Raw genomic sequence first — 23,047 nt, forward strand, 5'->3', positions numbered from 1 at the left:
CCACCGGCACAGACCCACCGGCCCGACTCTCGCCGTGTTCTCAATGCTGGCGAGCCAGTTTCTCGAGAAGCTCCGGTGCCGCCCGATCGAGCTGGGCGCCGCCGAGCCGGACACCCGCCACCAGCAGCGCCGAACCGAGTCCGATGCCCACCCCGAGCCCGATCCAGCCGAGGATTCCCACCCCGGTCGCCGCCCCGACCACCGCGAGCACGAGTTCCGGTAATACGAGCACCCCGAGCACCCCCCAGGTCGCGAAGGTGGTGAGCGCGGTGGTGAAACCCGCCCCCGGTGCAGCTTTGAATGGATTATCGCCCGGCCCCGGCACGGGGATGACGATCCGCGCCGACGAGAAGCTCGACACGCCGAGTCCGCTCAGGAAGATGCCAAGAGATAGCCCGAGAAGTCCGGGGAGCACCTCCCAAGAGCCGCTGATCCACACCGATCCGATGGTGAAGATGATCACGATCGGCAGTCCGAAGCTTCCGAGAGCTGCGGCGCGACCGAGCCGGTCGTCCCTCCCCCGGATGCCGGACGCGATCTGCGTGGCGAAGGCAGTGCCCTCATACGACAGGTCGGAGAAGATCGACAGAGAGAGCAGCAGAGCGACGATCGGTCCCACCGAGTTGAGCAGCTCGAGCGGCCCGTTGCGGCTGTAGAAGAACATGAGAGCGGGGATGAGTGGCACGATGAGCAACTGTCGGGCGTAGCGCGGATCCCGGATCCAGTAGGTGAGGCATCGCGCCGCCACCGCTCCCGCCGGAGTCGCAGGGAAGCTGCCGAGAAAGCCAAGCTTTCCGCGTCCTCGGCTTCGCGAGGTGACGTGGGCCGGCGTGATGAGGGCGAGTGCGAGGCTGCGTCGCCAGAGCAGGGTGAGCAGCACGAGAGTCGCGACGCCGATGAGGAAGTGCAGGCCGGCGGCACCCCAGTCAGCGACCGCGACATCCGAAGGTACGGCCCAGAGGGCTCCGAGCGGAGTCCAGGCGAGGGCGTTTGCGAGGCCGGGAAGGGCGTCGGTGGAATTGCGAATGCCAGAAGACAGCGAGACGATGATCGGACCGAGCAGCACTAGCGGAATGAATGCGAGGAATCCTGCAGCCTCCCGAAAGCGTCTCCCCGAGGTGAAGGTGGCGCTGAGGGTGGTGACCGCCCGCGACCCGACGATGCAGGTCGCCGCCGCAATAGCCGCGCAGATCGCGGCGATCAGGGCGATCTGCGGATGCTGCCACCAGGTGCCTGCGGTCGCCAGCGACCCGAGCATGGTCACGATCCCTGGCACCCCCACGAGTCCGCTGAGGGCGAGCCCAAGCAGCAGGGTGTTGAGCGGAATGGGAAAGGTCACCAGCCGCGCCGGTTCGAGGGTCTGGTCGATACCAGAGGTGAGAAGCGGGATGACGACCCAGCCGAGCACCACTGCCGAGCCGGCGAGCACCACTACGGTGCGCGCGATGGACACCGGCGCACCGCTGAGGGCGATGAGCCCGATCGCGGCACCGAACAGCACGCCGAGACCGTAGAGTGCGCCGAAGATCACGGCGACGAGCTGCCAGGTACTGCGCAGAAGGGAGTTCTTGAGAACGAGGAGGCGAAGCCTCAGGAGATTCGCAACCATTCGGGGCCTTCCGCATGGTGCCGTCCGCCGACGAGCTCGACAAACCGGTCTTCCAGCGTCGATCCGCCCCTCACCTCGTCGACCGTGCCTGCGGCCAGCACCCGGCCAGCCGCGATGACAGCGACGTGGTCACACATGCGTTGCACCAGATCCATCGCGTGGCTGGAGACAATGACCGTGCCACCCGATGAGACGTATCCCTGCAGGATGTCACGGATATTCGCCGCTGATACCGGATCAACCGATTCGAAGGGCTCGTCGAGCACGAGAAGCTGCGGCGCGTGCACGAGGGCGCAGGCGAGGGCGATCTTCTTGGTCATACCCGCCGAATAGTCAACTACCAGCGTGCCGCTCGCACCCTGCAGGTCGAGCAGGCGAAGCAGGTCGTCGACACGCTCCGCGACCGTAGCCCGGTCCATGCCCGAGAGCAGTCCGGAGTAGGTCACGAGTTGTTCGCCGGTGAGCCGATCGAACAGGCGCACTCCGTCGGAAAGCACTCCCACGAGTCTCTTCGCTTCGATGGGGTTTCGCCAGACATCGACCCCGTGCAGGATGATGGTGCCGGCATCCGGTCTCAGCAGCCCGGTCGCCATTGAGAGGGTCGTGGTCTTCCCCGCGCCGTTAGGCCCGACCAGTCCGTAGAACGATCCGGTCGGCACGTCCAGGTCGAGATTGTCGACCGCATTCTTCTCACCGAAGCGCTTATACAGTCCGCGGATGCGGAGAGCTGCCGGTGAGGAGACGGGGGCGGTGGAAGGCTGGTCTTGGGTCTCGGGCACGAGCGTCAGACTACTCGACGGTGCCGATAAGACGAGGTGCTTTCGGCTATCCCTGCTCTACGTTCGACCCTCTCCGTGCGACCCTCTCCGCGGCTTCTATGCGCCCGCGAGCGACACTCGCGCCCGAAGGTTCGGGCGCGAGTGTCGCTCGCGGGCGCATAGCTGCGGCGACGACCCTGCTCAGCCCCAGCAGAGGCAGAATGGATGCCCGGCCGGATCCGCGTAAATATGAAACCTCTCCGCTGACTCGGGGTGCGCCGACAGCTTCAGCAGGCGGGCGCCAAGCGCCATCGCTTCGGCGTGGCCAGCGGCGATATCGTCGACATACAGGTCGAGGTGCATCTGCTGCGATTCGCCATCGGGCCAGTCCGGCGCGACATAGTTTGGGGCGAATTGAAATCCCAGACGTGGCGCACCATCCACCTATAGCGTGTGCCAATCGTCGCTAATCTCGACTGCGGCCTGCAGGAGGCCTGACCAGAAGGTGCTCTCGGCGGAGACATCCGCGGTGTCACGGGTGGCGGGATCACGAGCATGCCCCCGATCGCTCGCAGGATCGGCGCGCCCGCCGTTTACACATCTTCCCGGCGCGAGACGCCACATCGAATCGCTGGATTGGTGTGTCACCGCTGATCGACACATCCTCACTGCCGGAGGCCTGCTCGCCGGTTACCCTCGCTGGCGATCCACTGCCGCAGAAGAGCCCAGTGAACGCGGCCGTCCCGTTCTCGGCGCTACGGTTCCCGACTGATCGAGGCCTCCACGAACGAACTCCCCGCGAGCCACGGCGGTGATGCCGAGGTGCGGGGAGTTTCTGCAGTGCTGGTGGACCCTAGGAGATTCGAACTCCTGACCTCCTCGATGCGAACGAGGCGCGCTACCAACTGCGCCAAGGGCCCGTGCTGCGTAGCTACGTTATCACTTTCGGTGCTGGCTTCGGCGCAGGCGACCGCTCCACTGCGCGGTGCTGGCCGCGGACCATCCGTCCGGTATCGAGTGGGCGGGAATGGCGCCATGGTTCAGGAGTTAGCCCGAAAACTGCGCCATGAAAACTGCGGCCCGAAAACTGCGGCCCGAGCACCGCCGCACAACTTCAGCGCGCGGGCTAGGCGCGACGGCGGCGCAGCACGGCATCGAGGTCCGTGTGAATCTCGGGCTGCTCCTCGATAAATCCCATCCGCGCAAATCGACTCGGCACGTGAGCGGCGGGTCGGATCGGAGTGACCTCGGGAGCATCGAAGGCCTCGCGCAGCCGGCGCTCGGCATCCGCAGCGGCCTGGCGCACCTCGGCGGCGGCCTCGAGGGACGCGACGAGCGAGCGCTCGGGAGCCGGCCGTGACATGTAGAGCGGTTTCGGCACCGGAACGGGCGTCCAGGTGGCCCGCACCGGGACCGTGGGAACGACAATCACCCGCGGAGCTTCGACAACGACCGCGGGCCGGGAACGCAGGCTGCGGGCGAGTTCGGCGCGGGCTCGGCCGACGGATGCCATCTGCCCGAGCATCGCGATGCTGCCGAGTGTCACGGCCGAACCACCAGCGAGAAGAGTCCAGGCACCGGAGGCGACGAACTCCGCGACCCCGAGCCCGGAGCCGGCAAGCGCGGCGAAGAGGATCACCGCGGTAACGGCGCGCGAACGACGGAGTCGTCGCGATGCAGACGATGTGATCGCAATATCCGCGGCGAGGGCCGGCTGGGTTTCGGCAAGGCGACGAGCGGCGGCACGAGCGACCGCGACAGCCTGCGCCTCGGCGATGGCAGCAGTGCGCTGAAGCTGAGTCTTGAGCACCCGCTCCAGCTGGGCTGCATTACGGGCAGTCGTCTCGACGCGGACCTCCTGCGGCACCTCTGCAGTCTCGGCCATGATGCGGAGGGTCTGCTGAAGGCGAAGGGCGTTGCGCTCGGTCGCGAGGTACTCGCGGCGACGCAGCCAGGTTGGCACAAGATAGGTGAGCCAGAGCACGGCAGCCAGAGCAATGATCACGCTCGATCCGAATCCTGCTGCACCCATAGCCCTACGGTACGAGGGCGAGGCCAATTCACGGCCGATTATCGAGGGTGTGTCCCGCGCTGAAGCGAGGCATCCCAGTCGGCCTGGGGCACCGTGCCCGCACCAACGGGAACGCGACCATCGAGCCAGCGTCGCAGTACACCGACCGGAATCTCCTCCGCGACGAGTGCGAAGCAGAAATGGTCGCGCCAGTCGCCATTGATATGAATGTAGCGCCGTCGCAGCCCTTCGTAACGGAACCCGAGTTTCTCTACAACCCGAAGGCTCGGCGCATTCTCGGGACGGATGCAGATCTCCATGCGGTGCATCCCCACCTGGAAAAAGGCATAGTCGCTGGCAAGCGCTACCGCCGCCGGCGTCACGCCCTTCCCCGCAAACCGTTCGGACACCCAGTAGCCGATCGTCGCCGACGAGAGGGAACCGTAGGTGATACCCGACACGTTCAGCTGGCCCGCGAACTCACCGTCGTATTCGATGGCGAATGGCAGACCGAAGCCGGCGCGGGAATTGGCCTGGAGACTGCGGATGCTCGAGCGCACATCGAAACTCATCGCCCCGTGCGGGTTGGTCGCCTCCCACTTGCGCAACCATCCGCGATTCTCAAGCAACTCACGCTCGAGTAGTCGAGCATCCCTGAGACGGATAGGGCGAATCGTCGTCTTACCCTCGCGCAGGGTAGGGATCGGAGTCGCCACCGCCCCAGTCTAGAGCCGGGTCATCGATGCGCCGGCTCGCCATCGTGAGGCGCTACTCGAGGTTTTTGGCAAAGTCCTTGAGCCAAGGGCGAAGGTCGGGGCCGAGGTCGTCGCGGTCGACCGCGAGCTGCACGATGGCCTTGATGTAGTCGAGCCGGTCTCCGGTGTCGTACCGGCGGCCGCGGAAGACGACGCCGTAGACGCCACCCGCGATGCTGGGGTTTGCTGCAAGGGTTTGCAGGGCATCCGTCAGCTGGATCTCTCCGCCTTTGCCCGCGGGCGTGTGTTCCAGAATGTCGAAGATCTCAGGCTGCAACACATAACGGCCGATAATCGCGTAGTTGGACGGGGCCGTCTCGCGGGAGGGCTTCTCTACAAGTCCGGTAATGCGCACAACGTCATCATCTTCCGTCGCCTCGACCGTCGCGATTCCGTACATGTGAACCTGCGCGGGATCCACCTCGAGCAGGGCGACGATGGTCGCATTGCGTTTGCCCTGCTCCTCGAGCATGCGCGAGAGCAACACGTCGCGCTCGTCGATGATGTCATCACCGAGGAGCACGGCAAAGGGTTCGTGTCCCACGTGCATCCGTGCGCGCAGCACGGCGTGGCCGAGTCCCTTGGGGTCACCCTGGCGCACGTAGTGAACCTCGGCAAGATCGGTGGCGTAGTTCACTTTGCGCAGCCGCTCGATGTCGCCCTTCATGAGCAGGGTCGCTTCGAGCTCACCCACGCGGTCGAAGTGATTCTCGAGCGCGTTTTTATTGCGTCCCGTGATCATCAGAACATCGGTGAGACCTGCCGCGACGGCTTCCTCGACCACGTATTGAATCGCGGGCTTGTCGACGACGGGCAACATCTCCTTGGGCATCGCTTTCGTCGCGGGCAGGAATCGTGTTCCGAGTCCCGCGGCGGGAATGACAGCTTTAGTGATTGTGAAGGCCATGGGGCCTAGGGTATACGGCCTCTCCTTCGAGGGTGTTAACTGCGGCCTAACCGTAGACTTGCCGGAATGAACGGGGTACTGGGATGACTGGAGACGAGAGCCACCAGAAGCGCGCCCTGCGTGCCGAGCTTCGAGAACGGCGACGGATCATGACGACCCGGGAGCGTGAGCTTTCCACCACACAACTGAGCGCCCACCTCATCGAACTCGCCACGCGACTTCACGTGCGCTCGGTGGCGGCGTACCTGCCGACAACCGAGGAGCCCAACATCCGTCCCTTCCTCAACTGGGCGGACGAACAGCAGATCCGCATCCTCTTTCCCATCTCTCGCGATGACGGCCTGCTCGACTGGACGGTTGGCGACGGCGAGACCGAGGTCGAGGGACTCTTCGGCATGCTGGAACCCGTTGGCGAGTTACTCGGCCCGATCGCCATCAACGATGTGGACCTCATCCTCGTGCCCGCCGCATCCGTCGACCGCACGGGAATGCGGATGGGCTGGGGCCGCGGCTACTTCGACCGCACGCTGGGATCGATGGAAAAGTGCCCACCGGTCTATGCTGTGATCTTCGACCGGGAATTCGTCGATAGCGTGCCCAGCGAAGTGCACGACAAGCGTGTGGACGGTGTCATCACCCCCAGCGCCATCACTCGCTTCTAACTCCCCCCGACGCTCTAAGGACCTCTGTGCCCACCTACTCCTACCGCTGTGCCAACTGCGACTTCGCGTTCGACCAATACCAGGCATTCACGGATGAGTCCCTCACCGTGTGCCCCAACTGTGGCCAATCGCAGCTACGCAAGGTGTTCAATTCAATCGGCGTGAGCTTCACCGGATCGGGTTTCTATCGCAACGACAGTCGCGCCGAGAAGTCGAAGGACTCGTCCGGCGTGTCGTCGACCTCGTCAGCAGACTCGACCTCGGCGACAAAATCCGAAGCTCCGGCCAAAAAATCCGAGTCGAGTTCCTCACCGGGAGAAACGAAGGCCCCGAAATCGCCCGCTCCGAAATCCGGCACCGTCCCTTCAAAGTCCCCCTCCGGTCCCACCGGTTCGTAGTACTCGAATCAGAGAAGCAAAGGAGACCCCCGTGCTCACAGGTTTTAAGGAATTCGTCCTCCGAGGTAACGTGATCGATCTAGCCGTCGGTATCATCATCGGCGCGGCATTCACCGCTATTGTCACGGCGCTGGTTGCGGGCATCTTCAACCCGATCATCGGGGCGCTGTTCAATGCCTCGGACCTGAAGGATGCCTTCAAGGTGCCCATCCCGACCCTCAACGGCAAGACCGCGTACATTCTGTTCGGCTCGGTCATCGCTTCCGTGCTCCAGTTCCTGATCATCGCTCTGGTGGTCTATTTCGCGATCGTGCTGCCGATCAACCACCTGGGCAAAGTCGCCTTCGCGAAGCAAAAAAAGGAAAGGGAGGCCACCCCCGAAGACCAGCCGCCGACGGAGACCGAGTTGCTCATTCAGATTCGTGACCTGCTCGCCGGTCGTCCGTCGCTCGAGGGTGACCACACCCTGCCCGCGAGCACCCCGGCCGGTGGGGCTCACGCCGCCCAGTAGCGGCCGCGGTACCTCGTGTGAAATTTGGGCAGTGAAGACTGTTAGTGAGTCTGGCCCCAGTGCGGCGGCTTATCTGCCGTGAGACGCTCGTCGTTTTCATTCTCGGCGTGCCGCGGTGCTTCCTTTTGCGGATGAGGGTCTGAACCGGCGATGGCCTCGGTCCTCACCCGGCGGCGCGGTCTTTCCCGCGGCGTAGGCGCGTCGTGCTTTCCCACGTCAACCCGGGTGCGGTGCGCTGCCGACTGCGCCAACGGTCGGGATCGGCTGGGTATCTGGCGTCGAGGTGGCGCCGAGCATGGTCACGATGCGATCAGCCACGGCGTCGGGTTCGCTGAAGAGCTCGAACGCGTGCACACGGAGGTAGTGCCATCCGAGGCGCCGAAGCATCTCGGGCCGCAGCCGCAGCGACTCGCGCAGGCTCGTGCCGTGCAGTACGGAATCGGTCTCGATGGTGAGGCACATGCCCTGGTGGGATGCCACGAGCCCGAGCTTTCCGCGGTGACCGAGAGCGACGCGCAGGCCACGCAGTTTCAGCCGCCGTGCGAGGTCGACCAGCATCGGCTCGCTGTCGTCCGTTGCGGCCTCGAGGGCACTACGCGCCGTTACATCGGTCAGGATCTCGGCGAGCGCGATCGCACCGAAGTGCATCCGGTCCTCGTCGATATCCTGCGCTTCGAAGCACGTGACGATCACCATGGAACGGCGCGCACGGGTCATCGCGACCGCGAGCAGTCGCTCGCCACCCGGGCGCCCGAGAGCACCGAAGTCCGACAGCACGCGGCCATGGGGAGTCCGGCCATAGCCGATGGAAAAGATCACCCGATCGCGGCTCTGAGCTACGGACTGCTCGATCGTCGTGACCGTGAACGGCTCCGGTCGATCGCCGAGCACGAACTCGCCGAGCTCCGGGCGTCCGGAGGTGGCGGCCAGCACCGCCTGCTGCACGCGCACGGCGTGGCGGGCGCTGGCAGTGATCACCATGAGGGACTCGTGCGGGCGTGTCGTCGCGTGCTCGATTACGAGCTCGACGATGCGGTTGACCTCGGCGTCGACACTCTCGACTCCGCCGGACTCCGGGTCGGGCATCCCCGATCCATCGGCCAGGAAATCCAGGCGGATGCTGCCGTGACCGAGGAAGCTGCCCGCCCAGGGGAACGACTCGATCTTGCCGGCGTAGAAACGCCGATTTACCAGTTCGGCGAGGTCTTCTCCCCCCGCGCGGTAGCTACGCGTGAGAGCGAGAGACGGCAGCAGAGACCCGAGGCGAGCAAGGGCAGACTCTCCGTGCAGCGCGTCGAGCGCCTCCGCGTCGAGCTGCACGATGTCGTCGGCGCCCGCGAGCCCCACGGTGAAGGGGGACGGCGTCTGCGTCACCGGGTCACCGAACGCCACGGTCTGCTTGCCACGACGGATGGCCGCCAGATTCTCCGCAAGGGTCGTCGCACCGGCATCGACCAGAATCACGGTGTCGAAGGAAAGAGTGTCGGTGATGCCCGCCACTTCATAGGGGGATGCGAGCCAGACTGGCGCGATCGTTCGCGAGAGATGCGGGGCAGCCTCCTGCAGGTCCCGGGCGTCGATAGACGGGCCGCGCAGCACGGACTTGAGAGCGGATGCCTCCTCCGGCCAGTCCACGAGGCCGATGCTCCAGTTCTCGGCGAGCTGCCAGCCCAGCAGCTGTGCGCTGCCTGCGGCGTGGGCTTCGTCCACAAGGCGGAAGTCCGCCTCGAGACGGTCGAGCACCGAAGTGTTGGCGTTGAGAAGGGCGCGATCCGCCTCGAGCAGCGACTCGAGAGCCGACTGCCACCAGGAGAGTTCAAGCTCCGCGGCGACCTGCTCATCGGGCACGTGGCGCGATGCCAGATCGTCGAGGAGCGGGTCGAGCTGGAGGTGGCGAAGGGTGCCGCGCAACTCGGCGCGCTCCTGCAGGTTGTTCAGCACATCCGATTCCGCGGCGAGGTCCGCGAGTCGTTCGGTGAGGATATGGATCGGCAGGTGGATAAGCTGGGTTTCGCGCGTCACCGCACCGAGTGGCTCGTCGAGGAATTCGAGGTCCTGGGCCACCTGCTGGTACGCCACCTGCACGTCGGCGATGCCGACCGGTACCTCAGGCGTGACCCCGGCAGCGACGAAACGCTGCCAGAGGATTCGCTGCTGCTGGATGTGCTGCAGGCTCTCGTTGATGTCCCCGATGTGAACGCCGGGGCGCACATACTCCCGAGCGAGTTTCTTGAGCCGCCGACGATTCGCCGACGACATCTCTGGCGAGTCCTTGCGGGCGGATGTTGCGGCGATGAGCTCGCTGAGCGAGCGGTCGAAGACCACCGGAAGGAACCGGTCGAGGGTGTCGCGGATGTCAATGAGCAGGCGAAGGTAGATGCCGAGTTCGTTGATCGTCTCGAACGGACGCATGCGCGTACCCGAGATGAGATCGCCCGCACGCTCGAGTAGTCGTGGGAACTCGGTGTGATTCAGTTGCTTGGCGATCGCGTGGGCTCGGGAGGCAGCCTCGCTCGTCGCGAAGTTGGCTCCGTACCAGGGCGAGTCTCCCGGACCATAGCGGAATTCACCGAGGCCGGCCGCTTCGACCATCGCCCGGGCGGCGCCGACGCGGTCATCCGCCATGAGTTCGACGGATTCGCGGGATAGCCGCGCGGTGGTGGCCGGCGGGTCGGGAAGCAGGGCGAGTCGGGAGAGCTCGGTGAGGCAGTCGAGCACGGAGACGCGCAGGGCCGGGTCGGTGCGGGCGACGGCGCCGCGATAGTCGAGCAGCACCTTGCGCAGGCGCACGAGTGCGTCATCCACTTCACCGATCTGCGGCGCGCGTGCCTTCTCGTTGCGTCCGATCGAGCGGATGAGATCGCGGCGAAGCGTGCCGGGAGCGACCGCGAGGCCAGCGAGACCGACATCCCCGAAGCGTTGGGCGATACCCGCGAGGGAGGACCGGCGTGCGCTCACGACCAGCACACGCTTGTTCTGGCTCACGAGGGCACCGATGGCGTTGACGATGGTCTGGGTGGCGCCCGTGCCGGGAAGTGTCTTGACCACCACGGAATTACCGCCGGCGATCTGGGCGATCACGTTCTCCTGCTCGGCATCCGCATCGAGCAGTAGCGTGTCGGTTTCGGGGGTGCGTAGGTCGGGGCTGTGTGGCGCGACCGGAGAATAGCTCTCCTCGATGGCCCACTTCGCTGAGGGGTTGCCAGCCAGGGCATCGAGCACCGGATGTTCGAGGTCACCGGCGTCGGACTCCATCGCACGCGCGACATCGGCGAACGACGAAACGACCAGTCTCGGCTGCACGTTGAACCACTCGAGATGTGAGGTGAGGCCGCGAAGGCGGTCGATCACCGGGTTCGGCTTGAACGACCCGTCTTCCTCGGCGAGCGCGACGAAGGCCTCCGCATCGAGCGAGATCTGGAACTGGGCTTCGAGAGCGCGGGACAACTCCGGATTGAGGAACGGGGCACCCTTGAGCTTGAGCTCGAAGTTGCTGCCATAGCGACGGATGGCGAGCGGGCGCAGAAGCACCGGTGCCCGGAACTGCACGCCGTCATGCTGCCATTCCGCAATTCCGATTCCGAGGTGGATCGAGTCGATGCCCCGGGCAGTGGCGAGCTCGAGGCTTTTATCGGCGATTTCTGCGGCGGCGAGTTTCGCGGCACGCAGGGCGATGTCATCCCGAATCAGGTTGGAAAGAAGAGTGGACTTGCCGGTGATGAACTGCGCGAGTCCACCCGGATGGGTAGCGCCGAGCTCGATGCGTGTGCGAGGCCCGTCGACGAAGTGCAGGAGCGGGGAGGTGCCGCCAATACCTGAGAGTTCGGATCGCCAGCCCTGCCAGGTGGGCTCTGCCACATTCGAGAGCGAGTAATTGGGATCGCCGAGGGTCAGCGCGTGGGGCGAAGTCACCTGCCGCTCCACCCGGGCATGATTATCGCCCGGCTCCGCGAAGAAGTCGTCATCCTGGGGTCTATTGGCACGCCACACAGGGCAACCTTAACGGGGGCATCCCGGAATCTCGGGAAATGCGGGGGAGTTTCGCCGCGCGTCGAGGTGCACCTCGATCGCTCACAGGGCGTGAAACGTAAGATATCGGCCATGCTCATCCTGGCAATCCGCGCCGCTTCTTCCGACCTCGTCCAGGCCGTGACGACCGCGCTCATCACCATTGTCGTCCTCTTCGCGATCGTGGTGATCGCCGGGTTCACCATCCTGTCGCGCCGGAGACGCCGCAGACCCGCGGTGCCAACCACCAACACCGAGGGTGTCAGTGCAGTAGACGGCGATCTCGCGACGCGCGCAAACATTCTCCTTGTGCGGCTGGATGATGCGGTGACGCAGGCCGACGATGACCTCGGTTTCGCGATCGCGCAGTTCGGCGAGGATCGCACTCGCGACTTCGCCGAGGCCCTCGTGACGGCTCGGCGCGATCGCACCGAGTCATTCCGGTTGAAGCAACGGCTCGACGACTCCGAGGCCGACACGACGACTCAGCAGCGGGAATGGAACGCGCGGATCATCCATCTCTGCGAATCATCACAGCAGGAACTCGTTGCGGAGGCTGCCGCCTTCGATGCGCTGCGCCGCCGCGAGACGGATGCCCCGACAGAGTTGGCAGCCGTGCGGATGCTCGTGGTCGCGACCTCGATGCGTGTCCCGACCACGGAGGCCGCCCTCAGCGCGCTCGGTATCCGCTACTCTCCGGCCGCGATCGCGACGGTGAGCGGCAATGTCACCGCGGCGCGCGGGCTGCTGACCGCCGCGGGTCAGGGTGCGGAGTCCGCACTTGCTCGACTCGCGGATCCGCTTGCAACCGATGTCGCCGACCGGGTGCAGGAGGCCCGAGTGACGGCGACCAGGGCTGTGCGGCTATTGGATGCGGTGGACAGCTTCAGCGCATCGCTCGCCGAGCAGTCCGACCGACTCGCATCGCTCACGACCCAGAGCCAGGCCGACCTCGCGGAGGCGAGGTCCGCGCGGGATGCGGCGCCGGATCCAGAATCCGGGGCGGCAATCGGTGCCGCCGTCAGCGCGCTCGAGTCGGTGCTCGGTTCCCTCGTGAGCGGCGAACCCGCCGCATCCCTCCGCCTGCTTGAGAATGCCGTGACCGAACTCGACAGCGCCCTGGCGACCGCGCGAAACCAAACCCAGCGGCTCGAGCACGCGAGCGCGGCGCTCGTCGGCGTTCTGGTGAGCGCTCGCAGCCAGATTGCCGCAACGCAGGACTTCATCGCGAGCCGACGCGGCGGTGTAGGGGCGGATGCCCGCACCCGCCTTGCCGAGGCACAGCGGCTGCTCGAGGTGGCCGAGGCGCAGTCCGACCCCGTCGCCGCGCTCGACACCGCCCGCAGCTCTGCGACCTATTCGCGGGATGCGGATGCCCTGGCGAGGTTCGACGACCACCGCTGATGCTGTAGGCGGCCTCCGCGCCCGCGAGTGACACGTGCGCCCGAACGTTCGGGCGCGCGTGTCACTGGTCGGCGCGCAGCTGAGCGCGAGTGCAGGGGCGAGCCTCACGAGGCCGGTTTTGACACGAGAGCTGGCGCTCGCTACTCGGCCAGCAGCCGGGGTGACCTTACCCGGCGCTCATCCGCTCATCCGCTCCACCGCGAGCAACACGCAGGTGCACAGAGCGTCGATCGCGGACTCGAGATCGGCCTGCGACGGAAAGGTCGGCGCGATGCGGATGTTCGTGTCATCGGGGTCGTCGCCGTAGGGGAAGCTCGATCCCGCGGGTGTGACGGCCACGCCAATCTGCCCCGCGAGTGCGACCGCTGCCGAGGCCGCACCGTGGGGAACATCGAGGCTTATGAAGTATCCGCCCGTCGGGGTCGTCCAGGTGGCAACCCCGCTGAGCCGACTCTCGAGAATCTCGAGCACCGCGGCAAAGCGCGGCTCGACAATGGCGCGGTGGGCGCGCATGAGGCGGCGAACGCCCTCGGCGTCGCCGAGCATCCGCACATGGCGGAGCTGGTTGATCTTGTCGGGGCCGATCGTTTGAACTGCGGTGTGGTGCTTGCGCCAGGCGATGTTGCTCGGCGACGCTCCAAAGAACGCAATGCCGGCCCCCGGGTAGGTGATCTTCGAGGTCGACGCGAAGACGAAGGGACGGTCTGGGGTGCCGGCCGCCTCGGCCGCGGCGAGCACATCGATCACGACGGGCTCGTCGTCGGTGAGGTGATGCACGGCGTAGGCGTTGTCCCAGAACAACCGGAAGTCGGGGGCGGCCGTCGGCATGCTCACGAGCGCCTCGACCTCCTCGACGCTGAAGCTCGTGCCGGTGGGGTTCGCGTACATCGGCACCGCCCACATGCCGCGGATGCCAGCATCCGCAGCGACGAGACGACGGATGGTGTCAAGGTCGAGGCGTCCGTCGACGCACGGAACCGGGATCATGCGGATGCCCAGGGCCTCGCAGATCGCGAAGTGGCGGTCGTACCCGGGAACGGGGCAGAGGAACGACAACCCCGGCGCGTCCCGCCATGGACCGACGCTGCCGGACACGCCGTGCAGGAGCGCGGTAACGATGACGTCATGCATGATCGCGAGACTCGCGTTTCCGGAGGCGAGCAGCTGGTCGACCGGGATCACGAGCAGCTCGGAGAAGATCTGGCGAAGCTCGATCAGCCCGTCCGGACCGCCATAGTTCCGCAGGTCGGTACCGGCCGCATCACGATAGTCACCCTCGCCGGGCAGTGTGAGCAGTGCGTGCGACAAGTCGAGCTGGGCGGGTGAGGGCTTGCCCCGCGTGAGGTCGAGCGAGAGGTTCTTCGCCCGGAGTTCGGCATACTGCGATTCGAGGGCTGTGCTGATTTCGCTCACCCCTTAAAACTACTTGACCGGCGGCCGGTTGAGTGTTCCCTGCAAATCTCGCGCGCTTCCCGACGAGCGGGTTACCGTCGGCGGAATCATCCACCGACGAAAGGATCCGACAATGTCGCAGCAGGAGAACATCGCGAGCCAGCAGGCGTTCGGAAGCGCCGTCAACAGCGGTCGTCTCGACGAGCTTGACACCCTCGTCGCCATCGATTCGGTCGATCACGACCCGGCTCCCGGCCAGGTAGCAGGGCCGCAGGGCTTCCGAGACATGTTCGGGGAACTGCGTGCAGCCTTCCCCGACCTGCACATCGAGGTCGATCGTCTCGTCGCCAACGAGACTGACGTGTCATTTGCCTACACGCTCAGCGGAACCCACGACGGACCCTTCCAGGGGCACCCGCCCACAGGTAAGTCGTTTTCGGTGCACGGTTTGCAGATCAGCCGATTCGAGGGCGCGAAGCTGGTCGAGCGATGGGGCAGTAGCGACCAGCTCTCCCTCATGCAGCAGCTCGGTCTTGCCTGATTCGCAGGCTCACGGGCCATCCTGGCTCTCGCCCTCAATCGGGTACCTTCACCGGGTCTAATCACGCCATCGCGTGGCGGTGAATCACGGTGGGTGTTCGGTGCAACGCCCCGTCCGCGGGTGAACCCTTCTGATTGCGCGCGCCCCCGGAAGGGTCGCCGCACGCCCGTCGCACCCCCTTCGCGCCACCGAGTGACACGCGCGCCCGCATCTTTAGGCGCGCGTGTCACCCACGGGCGCGAAGCTGCGGAGGGCGCCACGGACGCGAAGCTGCGGATGGCGCCTCGGGCAGGGATGGCGCGCGGTAACTTACCCGGATGCGCCGTCACGTCGCCAGCCCGCGACAGTCACTGACGGTGACCGGACGAAATAGGCAGTAACGCGGCAATCCTGGGCGCGAATCTGCGCAGTCACGGGTCTGAATGAGCAACTACGAACGCACGGCGCTCGCTCAGACGGCGACCGGTGCCTTGATCGCCGCATGGTGCTGGTAGTCCAGGACCTCGAAGTCTTCGTAGACGTAGTCGTCGATGCTGTCGCGCGGTGCGAGGCGCAGAGTCGGCGCCGGAAACGGCTCGCGGCTGAGCTGCTCCGTCACCTGATCAACATGGTTGTCGTAGATGTGGCAGTCGCCGCCGGTCCAGATGAAGTCGCCGACGCCGAGGCCGACCTGGGCGGCGATCATGTGGGTGAGCAACGCGTAACTCGCGATGTTGAACGGCACCCCGAGGAACAGGTCGGCGCTGCGCTGGTAGAGCTGGCAGCTGAGCTTGCCGTCGGCCACGTAGAACTGGAACAGCAGGTGACAGGGGGCCAGCGCCATACTCGGGATGTCCGCCACGTTCCACGCTGACACGATCAGCCGCCGGGAATCCGGGTTCGTCTTAATGGCCTCGATGACCTCGGCGATCTGGTCGATCGTGCCGCCGTCGCGGGTGGGCCAGGACCGCCACTGCACTCCATAGACGGGTCCGAGATTGCCGTCGGTGTCCGCCCACTCATCCCAAATGGTCACCCTGTTTTCTTGGAGCCACCGAGCGTTGCCGTCTCCACGCAGGAACCAGAGAAGCTCGTACGCGATCGAGCGGAAGTGCACTCGCTTGGTGGTGATGAGCGGAAAACCCTGCGCGAGATCGAATCTCAACTGCCGCCCGAAAACACTGCGAGTACCGGTGCCGGTGCGATCCGACTTCTGGGCACCGTTCGCAAGGGTGTCGCGCAGGAGGTCTTCATAGGGGGTGAGGATCGACGTAGTCATCCCTTTGAGCGTAGGGCCACACGACGACATTCGGGACCTTCGACCCGGCATCCGCGGTACCGTGTTGGTGGGCTGGAAACAGCAATCCAGCGAAGGAGCCCGCTATGCCTACATCTGCCGAGTCCGCCCTCGAAGTGCTCGGCGAGGAGCAGAGTTGGCACCTCCTTGCTTCGGCCGACCTCGCTCGCCTCGCCGTCTCCATCGACGGCGGAGTAGACATCTTCCCCATCAACTACGTGGTGGCGGATCGGGTGATCTTCTTCCGCACGGCTCCCGGATCGAAGCTGATGGATCTCACGAAGCATCCGATCGTGGCGCTCGAGACGGATGGCACCCACAACCGCCGCCGGTGGAGCGTGGTGGTGAAGGGATCCGCTGTTCGTCTCGGATCGGACGAGGAGATCGAGGCCTCCGGGGTGCTCTCGCTGCATTCCCTGGTGCCAACGGAGAAATGGAACTACGTGCGCATCACCGTGTCGTCGATTACCGGACGGCAGTTCACGAGCTCCCGCCAAGCCTGATTTGCGCCGGCCTGATCAGCGCCGGCCTGATTTGCGATGGATGTCGCGAACCTGGCCCAGCCCGCAAAAGTTGCGAGACGAGGTTGATCGGTAAGGCGACTCCGAGTAACAGCTCATCGGTTTCGGCGAGATTCATTCGGCATTAACCTCCCGCATTTATACTCGGCACATGGCCGGATCGGATTCGCGCGAGATCGAACGCAAGTATGCCGTCACCGATTCGAGACCGATCCCACCGTTGGTGTCGCTATCCGGTGTTATCCGGGTTCAACGGCCACGGATTTTCTCGCTGGAAGCCGTTTACTTCGACACGGCGGAGTTGTCGCTGGACGAGCAGCACATCACCCTCCGTCGACGTACCGGAGGGGACGATGCCGGGTGGCATCTGAAGCTCCCGCTCTCGGCGGACGAGCGCAGTGAGGTGCACGAACCACTCGGCACCGATCCCGAGCTCGTGCCCGCCAGATTACGGCGAATCGTGGCCGTCCATACTCGCGGCCGCGTTCTGGTGCCTGTGGTGAATCTGAAAACCCGGCGTACGGTTCGCCGCCTGCTTGGCCTGAACGACGAGATCCTTGGACTCTTCTGCGACGACGAGGTTGAGGCCGTACGGCTCGTTCCCTCATCTCTCAGCCAGTCGTGGCGGGAATGGGAACTCGAGCTCGTTGACGGCGACTCGAGCATGCTCGATGCCGCCGACACGCTTTTCGCGGCGGCAGGTGTGGTTCGGTCCGAGTCGCCGTCCAAGCTCGCGCACGCCCTCGGGGTCCGAGAGCCACGACGGTCCCTTTCCGCTCCCCCGGCTCCGCGGAGTTCGGGAGAATTACTGGCCGCGGCATTCGCGGACTACCGACGAGAGCTGGTGTCCCAGGATGCTCGGGTACGCGAAGATCTGCCGGATGCCGTGCACCAGATGCGGGTCGCCGTGGCGCGAATACGCGCCACTATCGCAACTTTCCGCCCCCTGTTGAGAGACGAAGTACAGTCGCGCGTCCGCCCCGAATTGAGCTGGATAGGACACACCCTCGGCGCCGCACGCGATGCCGAAGTGATGATTGCCTGGGCTGCCTCTGTGCTCCGATCGGAGCCGGTCGACCTCGTGCTCGGTCCGATCGCCGACCGGATGGGACGCCAACTCCGACTCGATTCAGACGAAGCCAGGTCCGTCCTTCGCGACGCACTCGACTCCTCCCGCTACTTCCGTCTTCTCGACAGCGTCGATGCGTTGGCCTCCGGGGAGTTGCTCACTTCGCAGGCCGACACCCGGGCGAAAGACGCATTGCCCGAGCTGGTGAATCGGCGCATTGCCCGTCTGCGCAGGGCGATGCACTTAGCCGATAAGGGACGCGATCCCTCGCAACACGACCTCGCCCTTCATGAGGTGCGCAAGGAAGCGAAGAAGGTGCGCTACGCCGCCCAACTCATTTCGCCGCTCAGACCGAAGCGAACGAAGCGGCTCGCCACGGCCGCCACGGCCATCCAGGAAGTACTCGGTACTCACCAGGACAGCGTTGTCGCGCGGCAGGCGCTTCTTCGACTGAGCACAGATGCCCACAACGCCGGAGAGAACACATTCACTTATGGGCGCCTGCATGCGATCGAGCAGGCTCGAGCCGAGCACTCAGAAGCCGCGTATGAGAGAGCCATCCGTCGCATCCCGAAAAGTCTTGACACCGCCTGAAGCCAGGCCGACAATCCGACTGCGATGAGGAAATCCCGCCCGGGGCTCCCGATCACCCTGTCGCGGCGCGCGCCGTCTGTTCCAGTTTCTGCCGGTATGCCTCCCACCAAACTGCATCCCCCGGAGCGAGGTTGTCGCTGCCGAGCCGCAACCCCGCGGCGCAGTCAATGAGTTCACGCACGAGGTCGGCGTGGCCGGCATGCCGACTGGTCTCGGCGATCAGGTGAATGAGGATGTGGTGGAGGGTGACTTGGCTACGGTCATCCGGCCACCACGCCACGTGTCCGAGGGAGTCGAGCGTGAGTGCTTCCACCGTGGCGTCGGAGTGCGCCCACACTCGGCGGTACAGTGCGACCATGCCCGCGACCGACTCCTCGGCATCCGCCCACATGTCTGCGTTCGGCTCCGCTGCCTCAGCGATCCAGGGCATCTGCTCCGCAAACGGTCGACCGAATGTCGCACCGAGATACCCTGACTCGACGATGGCGACATGCTTCACGATGCCGAGTAGATTCGTGCCGGTCGGCACAAGAGGACGCCGGCAATCGTAAGGCGACAGCCGCTCGAGTTTCCAGAGCAGCACATCGCGGCCCGCTTGCAGGTACCGCTGGAGATCCGCCTTCATGGTCGATTCGCTCATGAGGGCACGATGCCACGGGGCACCCACGCCGTCACTTTATCGGGCCTATTTCTTGACTCGGGCGAGGTTGTGGCTAATGGCCGCGCGGATGAGGGCCTTGAGCGCACCGTCATCCGGGTCGTCTGCCTCGAAGAAGTCGATTCCCCGCCTCTTGTTACCCTCCAGCTCGGCATTGAAGAGGGTGTGCGGGTCACTGAGCGCCGCGCCATCCATGAAGACGAGCTTCACCTTGTTCTTGAAGATATTGCCCACACAGAGGATGCCGTTACTCTCCCAGACCGGCGATCCCATCCATTTCCAGGTCTCGATGATGCCGGGGTCGACGTCGAGAATGAGCGCGCGCAGGCTGGCGAGCCTGGTGCCGCGCCAGTCCGGATGCTTCGCGATCAGGTTGTCGATCTCTTCGGTCGGATTCATGGTGGCTCCTCCTTCATTTCCGACCCCGGGCACGATCTCGCCGGGCATCCAGACAGAGTTCATGCGTGACGATCGTCAAGTTGATGCTAACGCTGGCGGCAACCACGTCGTCGGGACGCGAGCAGCACCACCCCTGTACGGTGTGCTGAATGACACGACTTCTCAGAGACCTGCCGACCTTCATCTACGGCACCACGCGCCTCGGAGATAGGTCGGTCCCTCGCCAGCAGCGTCTCGAAGTGGCTCGAGCGGCGGTCGATCGCGGCCTGTGGATGCACACCTCGCGGCAATACGACGAAGCCCTTGAGGTGCTCGGTGAGACCTTCGCTGACGCAAACGCATCCGATATAAAAGCGAAAACCCCGCTCATCGTGAAGGTCGGTGGCGGTACCGCCGAGGACGTCCGCACCACTATTGCGGAGAATCTGAAGCCTCTCGGAGTCGAAGCGATCGACATCGGGCAGCTGAGCCCGGTCGACGGATTGGAGAACGACCTCATCGGCGGTGGCGCGGCTCTCAGTCGTCTCAGGGAGCTCAAGGACGAGGGCCTCGTAAGCCGCTTCGTGCTCGAGATTTTCCCCTGGACATCCGCCGCGCCGCTCGAGGCGATCCGAAGTGGTCATCTGGACGGCTTAATCGACGGCGTCATCACCTACTACAACCCATTGCAGCGCTTCGCATCGAACGAGCTCTGGGCCGAACTCGTCGAGCAGAGTGTGTCGATCATCTCGATGCGCACCGTGGCGGGCGCTCCCGTGCACACCCTGCGCGATGTTCCGGGCGCGGCCTGGCGCCCGTACCTCCAGGAGCGTGCGGTCGAGATCGCGCCCATATTCGAACGATCGGGCATTGAGACGTGGGTGGAATTCTGCCTCCGTTTCGCGCACAGCCAGCCCCAGGTCGTCGCCACGGTGGGATCCACCAGCCGCATCGAGAATCTAGACGAACTGCTTCGCCACAGCGTCGATCTCGAGCCTCTTCCGGAGGAGGTTCTGCACGATATCGCTGCCCTTCAGGCGCGATGGTCCGACGAGACGGACATCTATGCCGAACCGTGGACGATGTGACGGACGTAGTCCTGCAGGTGCCCCTGGCGGGACCGAAATCAGCCACCGTTTCGTTGGGGTAATAGGCGGTCCTCGGCTGCGGAGAGGATCACTGTCGCCGTGCTCTTCGCGGACTTTGAGTCTCGACAACGGTGCGCACCTGTCACCATTCAGTGGCGCTCAAGTGGATCGAACGTGAACCGCCCGATCCACGCCGCCGACTTATGAGAAATCACGCGGAACTTGGTAGCCGGGAGCGTTCAAGACGGGCGGCCGGCTCGCGTCAGATGGAAATCAGACCCGCTCCAATTGCACAGCGGTGAATGAGGCTTCAGCGGGCCGCGGCCCGGCACGTGTCCCGTGATGGTGAACGCTGTGTATTGCGGGCGAAAACGAGTGAAGTCGAGTCTCGCTGAAGACCCATTGTGTGCGGGAAGACCTCACGGAAGTGGTGCAAATCGACGCGTCGGCGGTGGAACACGTCACTACTCGAAAACGCTCCCCGGGTCCGAATCGATGGCGATGATCGCAAAGAGGAGTATCCGGCTGACCTGCAGAAGCACGGCGGATACCTGCCCTTTCCGCTGGGCACTGGACTGACCCGTTCACTATTCACCCGCAGTACCGGGCACATCTGACATTCATCTCGTGATTCGGAATCACAGCCCCGCAAGAGTGCGCTTCATCGTATGCAACGCATCCGATGAACAGCCCGAGGAGATTTGCTACGAGTCGGCGCTCGCCCTTGTGGTTTTCCTTTCGTACTGGTTTGATTACGACTTAAGGTCGCTTTTCGCGGTCGAAGAAGCTGTGTCGTCGCTTTCCCACAATCCGGCACAGTGCAGCGCAAGAGGTCGTATTTTCCCGACGACCAGAATTCGCATCGAGTTGGGACGAAATCCCATCCTTCTCGGTGCGAACTACAACGGTCGATACCCCCAGAAGCCGACCGCTCATGAGACAGAGTGACGCCTACCCGATCTTTTCCACTCTGTAGCAAACCGAACGATCGCCAGAAGGGTGATCGCTGCGTCCTTGACGACCTCCCATGGGTCGTCATCGGCAACCCGAAATACGCGGTGTCCCTCACCCGGAGGCATTGCGGGCACAGACAAAACCAAAGGAAAAAGATGTCGAAGAGTATCAAAGTGAAAGCCATATCCCTCGCCGCTTCCGTTGCGTTGCTCGGCGGAACAGCGTGGCTCGCATCCGGTGCAACCGGGGCCTACTTCAGCGACACCCACGCTGGAGCGATCTCTGGCACCGTCGGCAACATCCATGTCGCCACTTATGGCGGTTCCGGCGCGAACGGCACGAATCTGGCGTTCTCGAATCTCCTCCCCGGCGCCGCGCAGACCGTCAGTCTCAACTACACCAACACTGGCTCCGACCTGCAGGATGTGTTCATCGTCTTCAACAACGCGACCGCGCTGAGCGCATTGAATAACCTCGGAACGTACGGCGAGGTTCACCTTTCCGCGAACGGCACCGCGATTTTTGACTCGGCCAACCTGAACGATCATCTCGCGCCCGCTCATTGCCTCAGCTTCGAACCCTCTGGCTGCTGGCCGTTGAAGACGCAATACCTTCTCGCCAGCAACGTCGCACCTGGAGTGACGGGTAGCTTCTCCTTTAGTTTCAACTATCCGGGCAAGCTGAAGGGCCAGGCTCCGGTAGGGGCGCCGGCTCCGATGTGGAACTCCTATCCCCTGTCCGACCAGTTCACTACCGTTGCTGGCGACGGCAGCGGATCCGGACTTCCGTACCAGATTGTCGCCACGCAGCACGGCATAACTCCGGGCAACTAGGCACAGCGAGCGGATGCCGCGGCGGCGAGAACCCGGCGCGGCATTCCCCATGCACGCATTCAAACGAAAGGGACCAGCCATGGGACGAGGTCGGGTCGTTTCGTTGATCGTCGCGGCCTTCGTCGTCCTCTCTGCGTTCGTTATCCTCACATCCGGAATATTGCCGTACCGGGTTTTCATCGTCCACACCGGCTCGATGGAGCCGACTATCTCCTCGAGGAGCGCGGTGATCGTGCGTGAGCATGTTTACCGTGTCGGGCAGACGATTTCCTTCTACGAACAGGGCGGAGTGATCACTCATAGACTCATTCGCATCAACACCGACGGCACTGCGACGACAAAGGGCGACGCGAATTCCACCCCCGACCCCTGGAAGTTGAAGCCGAGTGCGATCATCGGCGAGGTCGTAGCGTCTCCACCCGAAGTCGGATACTGGCTCATGTATCTGAGAAATCCGTTTGGCTTGACCTCCGTATTCATCAGCATCATCGTCTGCTGGCAGGTCTCTGCGCTCGGCACGCACACCCCGACAAGACACAAGCGCGTCAAGAGACACAAAATCCAAAACGTTCTCGTGTAACCACCTCCTGCAGAGAGGCTGGGACGGCACTGGAAAGAGTGAGGATCACGAAACACCCGCGCAAGTGGGCAGGGAATCGTGGCCGAAACATTTGGCCGTTCACAACCTTTTGTTTTCGGTCGTTTTGGCCACGGTCGTCT

At 64.4% G+C, this 23,047-nt stretch carries 21 protein-coding genes, 1 tRNA gene and 1 pseudogene; 10 read left to right on the forward strand and 13 right to left on the reverse strand.

The genetic code is table 11. The features are described 5' to 3' along the window. Positions 1 to 40 precede the first annotated feature (40 nt). From RCH11_RS06450 to galU, 7 genes are all read right to left on the reverse strand, one after another. Positions 41 to 1,609, reverse strand: coding sequence for a transporter (locus RCH11_RS06450; RefSeq protein WP_327056164.1), 1,569 nt, complete (start codon positions 1,607 to 1,609; stop codon positions 41 to 43). After that, positions 1,591 to 2,388: an ABC transporter ATP-binding protein gene (locus RCH11_RS06455; RefSeq protein WP_327056165.1), complete on the reverse strand. Its 798-nt coding sequence runs from the start codon at positions 2,386 to 2,388 to the stop codon at positions 1,591 to 1,593. The genes RCH11_RS06450 and RCH11_RS06455 overlap by 19 nt, the downstream gene beginning before the upstream one ends. A 180-nt stretch (positions 2,389 to 2,568) precedes the next feature. Further along, positions 2,569 to 2,811, reverse strand: a complete 243-nt coding sequence (locus RCH11_RS06460) for a VOC family protein (RefSeq protein ID WP_327056166.1) — start codon at positions 2,809 to 2,811, stop codon at positions 2,569 to 2,571. A gap of 400 nt (positions 2,812 to 3,211) precedes the next feature. Further along, a tRNA-Ala gene (locus RCH11_RS06465) sits at positions 3,212 to 3,287 on the reverse strand. A gap of 206 nt (positions 3,288 to 3,493) precedes the next feature. Beyond that, positions 3,494 to 4,399: a hypothetical protein gene (locus RCH11_RS06470; protein WP_327056167.1), complete on the reverse strand. Its 906-nt coding sequence runs from the start codon at positions 4,397 to 4,399 to the stop codon at positions 3,494 to 3,496. A 38-nt stretch (positions 4,400 to 4,437) separates the two neighbouring features. Next, a complete protein-coding gene (locus tag RCH11_RS06475) occupies positions 4,438 to 5,094 on the reverse strand; it encodes a GNAT family N-acetyltransferase (protein ID WP_327056168.1) in 657 nt (218 codons plus the stop codon). Between the two features lie 52 nt (positions 5,095 to 5,146). Further along, positions 5,147 to 6,040, reverse strand: coding sequence for a UTP--glucose-1-phosphate uridylyltransferase GalU (gene galU, locus RCH11_RS06480; protein WP_327056169.1), 894 nt, complete (start codon positions 6,038 to 6,040; stop codon positions 5,147 to 5,149). An 83-nt stretch (positions 6,041 to 6,123) separates the two neighbouring features. Between galU and RCH11_RS06485 the strand changes: the two genes are divergently transcribed. After that, positions 6,124 to 6,702: a 5-formyltetrahydrofolate cyclo-ligase gene (locus RCH11_RS06485; protein WP_327056170.1), complete on the forward strand. Its 579-nt coding sequence runs from the start codon at positions 6,124 to 6,126 to the stop codon at positions 6,700 to 6,702. Positions 6,703 to 6,728: 26 nt separating this feature from the next. Further along, positions 6,729 to 6,824 (forward strand): annotated as a pseudogene (locus RCH11_RS06490) (FmdB family zinc ribbon protein); the annotation flags it as partial. Between the two features lie 62 nt (positions 6,825 to 6,886). On the opposite strand, the gene RCH11_RS06495 reads toward RCH11_RS06490, so the two are convergent. Further along, positions 6,887 to 7,060, reverse strand: coding sequence for a hypothetical protein (locus RCH11_RS06495; RefSeq protein ID WP_327056207.1), 174 nt, complete (start codon positions 7,058 to 7,060; stop codon positions 6,887 to 6,889). Between the two features lie 71 nt (positions 7,061 to 7,131). Between RCH11_RS06495 and mscL the strand changes: the two genes are divergently transcribed. Next, positions 7,132 to 7,611, forward strand: a complete 480-nt coding sequence (gene mscL, locus RCH11_RS06500) for a large conductance mechanosensitive channel protein MscL (protein ID WP_327056171.1) — start codon at positions 7,132 to 7,134, stop codon at positions 7,609 to 7,611. A 216-nt stretch (positions 7,612 to 7,827) separates the two neighbouring features. Here mscL and RCH11_RS06505 read toward each other — a convergent pair whose 3' ends face one another. Next, positions 7,828 to 11,601: an AAA family ATPase gene (locus RCH11_RS06505; protein WP_442789010.1), complete on the reverse strand. Its 3,774-nt coding sequence runs from the start codon at positions 11,599 to 11,601 to the stop codon at positions 7,828 to 7,830. A gap of 111 nt (positions 11,602 to 11,712) precedes the next feature. Here RCH11_RS06505 and RCH11_RS06510 point away from each other — a divergent pair, with 111 nt between their 5' ends. Further along, complete coding sequence (locus RCH11_RS06510; RefSeq protein ID WP_327056172.1) at positions 11,713 to 13,023, forward strand: hypothetical protein; 1,311 nt, start codon at positions 11,713 to 11,715, stop codon at positions 13,021 to 13,023. A 177-nt stretch (positions 13,024 to 13,200) separates the two neighbouring features. On the opposite strand, the gene RCH11_RS06515 is transcribed toward RCH11_RS06510, so the two are convergent. Further along, the gene (locus tag RCH11_RS06515) at positions 13,201 to 14,436 is read right to left on the reverse strand and encodes an aminotransferase class I/II-fold pyridoxal phosphate-dependent enzyme (protein WP_327056173.1); all 1,236 of its coding nucleotides are present in this window, start codon (positions 14,434 to 14,436) and stop codon (positions 13,201 to 13,203) included. A gap of 112 nt (positions 14,437 to 14,548) precedes the next feature. Between RCH11_RS06515 and RCH11_RS06520 the strand changes: the two genes are divergently transcribed. After that, a complete protein-coding gene (locus tag RCH11_RS06520; protein WP_327056174.1) occupies positions 14,549 to 14,956 on the forward strand; it encodes an ester cyclase in 408 nt (135 codons plus the stop codon). A gap of 451 nt (positions 14,957 to 15,407) precedes the next feature. On the opposite strand, the gene RCH11_RS06525 is transcribed toward RCH11_RS06520, so the two are convergent. Then, positions 15,408 to 16,214, reverse strand: coding sequence for a thymidylate synthase (locus RCH11_RS06525; RefSeq protein ID WP_327056175.1), 807 nt, complete (start codon positions 16,212 to 16,214; stop codon positions 15,408 to 15,410). A 104-nt stretch (positions 16,215 to 16,318) separates the two neighbouring features. Here RCH11_RS06525 and RCH11_RS06530 point away from each other — a divergent pair, with 104 nt between their 5' ends. Together RCH11_RS06530 and RCH11_RS06535 are read left to right on the forward strand one after the other, a co-directional pair. Next, a complete protein-coding gene (locus tag RCH11_RS06530) occupies positions 16,319 to 16,735 on the forward strand; it encodes a pyridoxamine 5'-phosphate oxidase family protein (RefSeq protein WP_327056176.1) in 417 nt (138 codons plus the stop codon). A gap of 169 nt (positions 16,736 to 16,904) precedes the next feature. Further along, positions 16,905 to 18,416, forward strand: a complete 1,512-nt coding sequence (locus RCH11_RS06535; protein ID WP_327056177.1) for a CYTH and CHAD domain-containing protein — start codon at positions 16,905 to 16,907, stop codon at positions 18,414 to 18,416. Between the two features lie 52 nt (positions 18,417 to 18,468). Here the strand turns inward: RCH11_RS06535 and RCH11_RS06540 are convergent, their stop codons facing one another. Both RCH11_RS06540 and RCH11_RS06545 read right to left on the reverse strand, forming a co-directional pair. Then, a complete protein-coding gene (locus RCH11_RS06540) occupies positions 18,469 to 19,056 on the reverse strand; it encodes a DinB family protein (RefSeq protein WP_327056178.1) in 588 nt (195 codons plus the stop codon). 45 nt (positions 19,057 to 19,101) lie between these two features. Continuing rightward, on the reverse strand, positions 19,102 to 19,536 hold the full coding sequence (locus RCH11_RS06545) for a DUF1801 domain-containing protein (protein WP_327056179.1): 435 nt from the start codon (positions 19,534 to 19,536) through the stop codon (positions 19,102 to 19,104). A gap of 86 nt (positions 19,537 to 19,622) precedes the next feature. Between RCH11_RS06545 and RCH11_RS06550 the strand changes: the two genes are divergently transcribed. From RCH11_RS06550 to RCH11_RS06560, 3 genes are all read left to right on the forward strand, one after another. Continuing rightward, a complete protein-coding gene (locus RCH11_RS06550) occupies positions 19,623 to 20,540 on the forward strand; it encodes an aldo/keto reductase (protein WP_327056180.1) in 918 nt (305 codons plus the stop codon). Positions 20,541 to 21,667: 1,127 nt separating this feature from the next. Further along, a complete protein-coding gene (locus tag RCH11_RS06555; protein ID WP_327056181.1) occupies positions 21,668 to 22,327 on the forward strand; it encodes a hypothetical protein in 660 nt (219 codons plus the stop codon). A 79-nt stretch (positions 22,328 to 22,406) separates the two neighbouring features. Next, on the forward strand, positions 22,407 to 22,907 hold the full coding sequence (locus RCH11_RS06560; protein ID WP_327056182.1) for a signal peptidase I: 501 nt from the start codon (positions 22,407 to 22,409) through the stop codon (positions 22,905 to 22,907). Positions 22,908 to 23,047 lie beyond the last annotated feature (140 nt).

The organism is Glaciihabitans sp. GrIS 2.15, assembly GCF_035984695.1.
In the GTDB taxonomy this organism is placed as follows: Bacteria; Actinomycetota; Actinomycetes; order Actinomycetales; family Microbacteriaceae; genus Lacisediminihabitans.

Coding starts and splice junctions, on each gene's coding strand:
- RCH11_RS06450 (WP_327056164.1), bottom strand. CDS start 1,609: ATGGTTGCGAATCTCCTGAGGCTTCGCCTCCTCGTTCTCAAGAACTCC.
- RCH11_RS06545 (WP_327056179.1), bottom strand. CDS start 19,536: ATGAACTCTGTCTGGATGCCCGGCGAGATCGTGCCCGGGGTCGGAAAT.
- RCH11_RS06525 (WP_327056175.1), bottom strand. CDS start 16,214: ATGACTACGTCGATCCTCACCCCCTATGAAGACCTCCTGCGCGACACC.
- RCH11_RS06550 (WP_327056180.1), top strand. CDS start 19,623: ATGACACGACTTCTCAGAGACCTGCCGACCTTCATCTACGGCACCACG.
- RCH11_RS06535 (WP_327056177.1), top strand. CDS start 16,905: ATGGCCGGATCGGATTCGCGCGAGATCGAACGCAAGTATGCCGTCACC.
- RCH11_RS06540 (WP_327056178.1), bottom strand. CDS start 19,056: ATGAGCGAATCGACCATGAAGGCGGATCTCCAGCGGTACCTGCAAGCG.
- RCH11_RS06560 (WP_327056182.1), top strand. CDS start 22,407: ATGGGACGAGGTCGGGTCGTTTCGTTGATCGTCGCGGCCTTCGTCGTC.
- RCH11_RS06520 (WP_327056174.1), top strand. CDS start 14,549: ATGTCGCAGCAGGAGAACATCGCGAGCCAGCAGGCGTTCGGAAGCGCC.
- RCH11_RS06470 (WP_327056167.1), bottom strand. CDS start 4,399: ATGGGTGCAGCAGGATTCGGATCGAGCGTGATCATTGCTCTGGCTGCC.
- RCH11_RS06510 (WP_327056172.1), top strand. CDS start 11,713: ATGCTCATCCTGGCAATCCGCGCCGCTTCTTCCGACCTCGTCCAGGCC.
- RCH11_RS06530 (WP_327056176.1), top strand. CDS start 16,319: ATGCCTACATCTGCCGAGTCCGCCCTCGAAGTGCTCGGCGAGGAGCAG.
- RCH11_RS06485 (WP_327056170.1), top strand. CDS start 6,124: ATGACTGGAGACGAGAGCCACCAGAAGCGCGCCCTGCGTGCCGAGCTT.
- galU (WP_327056169.1), bottom strand. CDS start 6,040: ATGGCCTTCACAATCACTAAAGCTGTCATTCCCGCCGCGGGACTCGGA.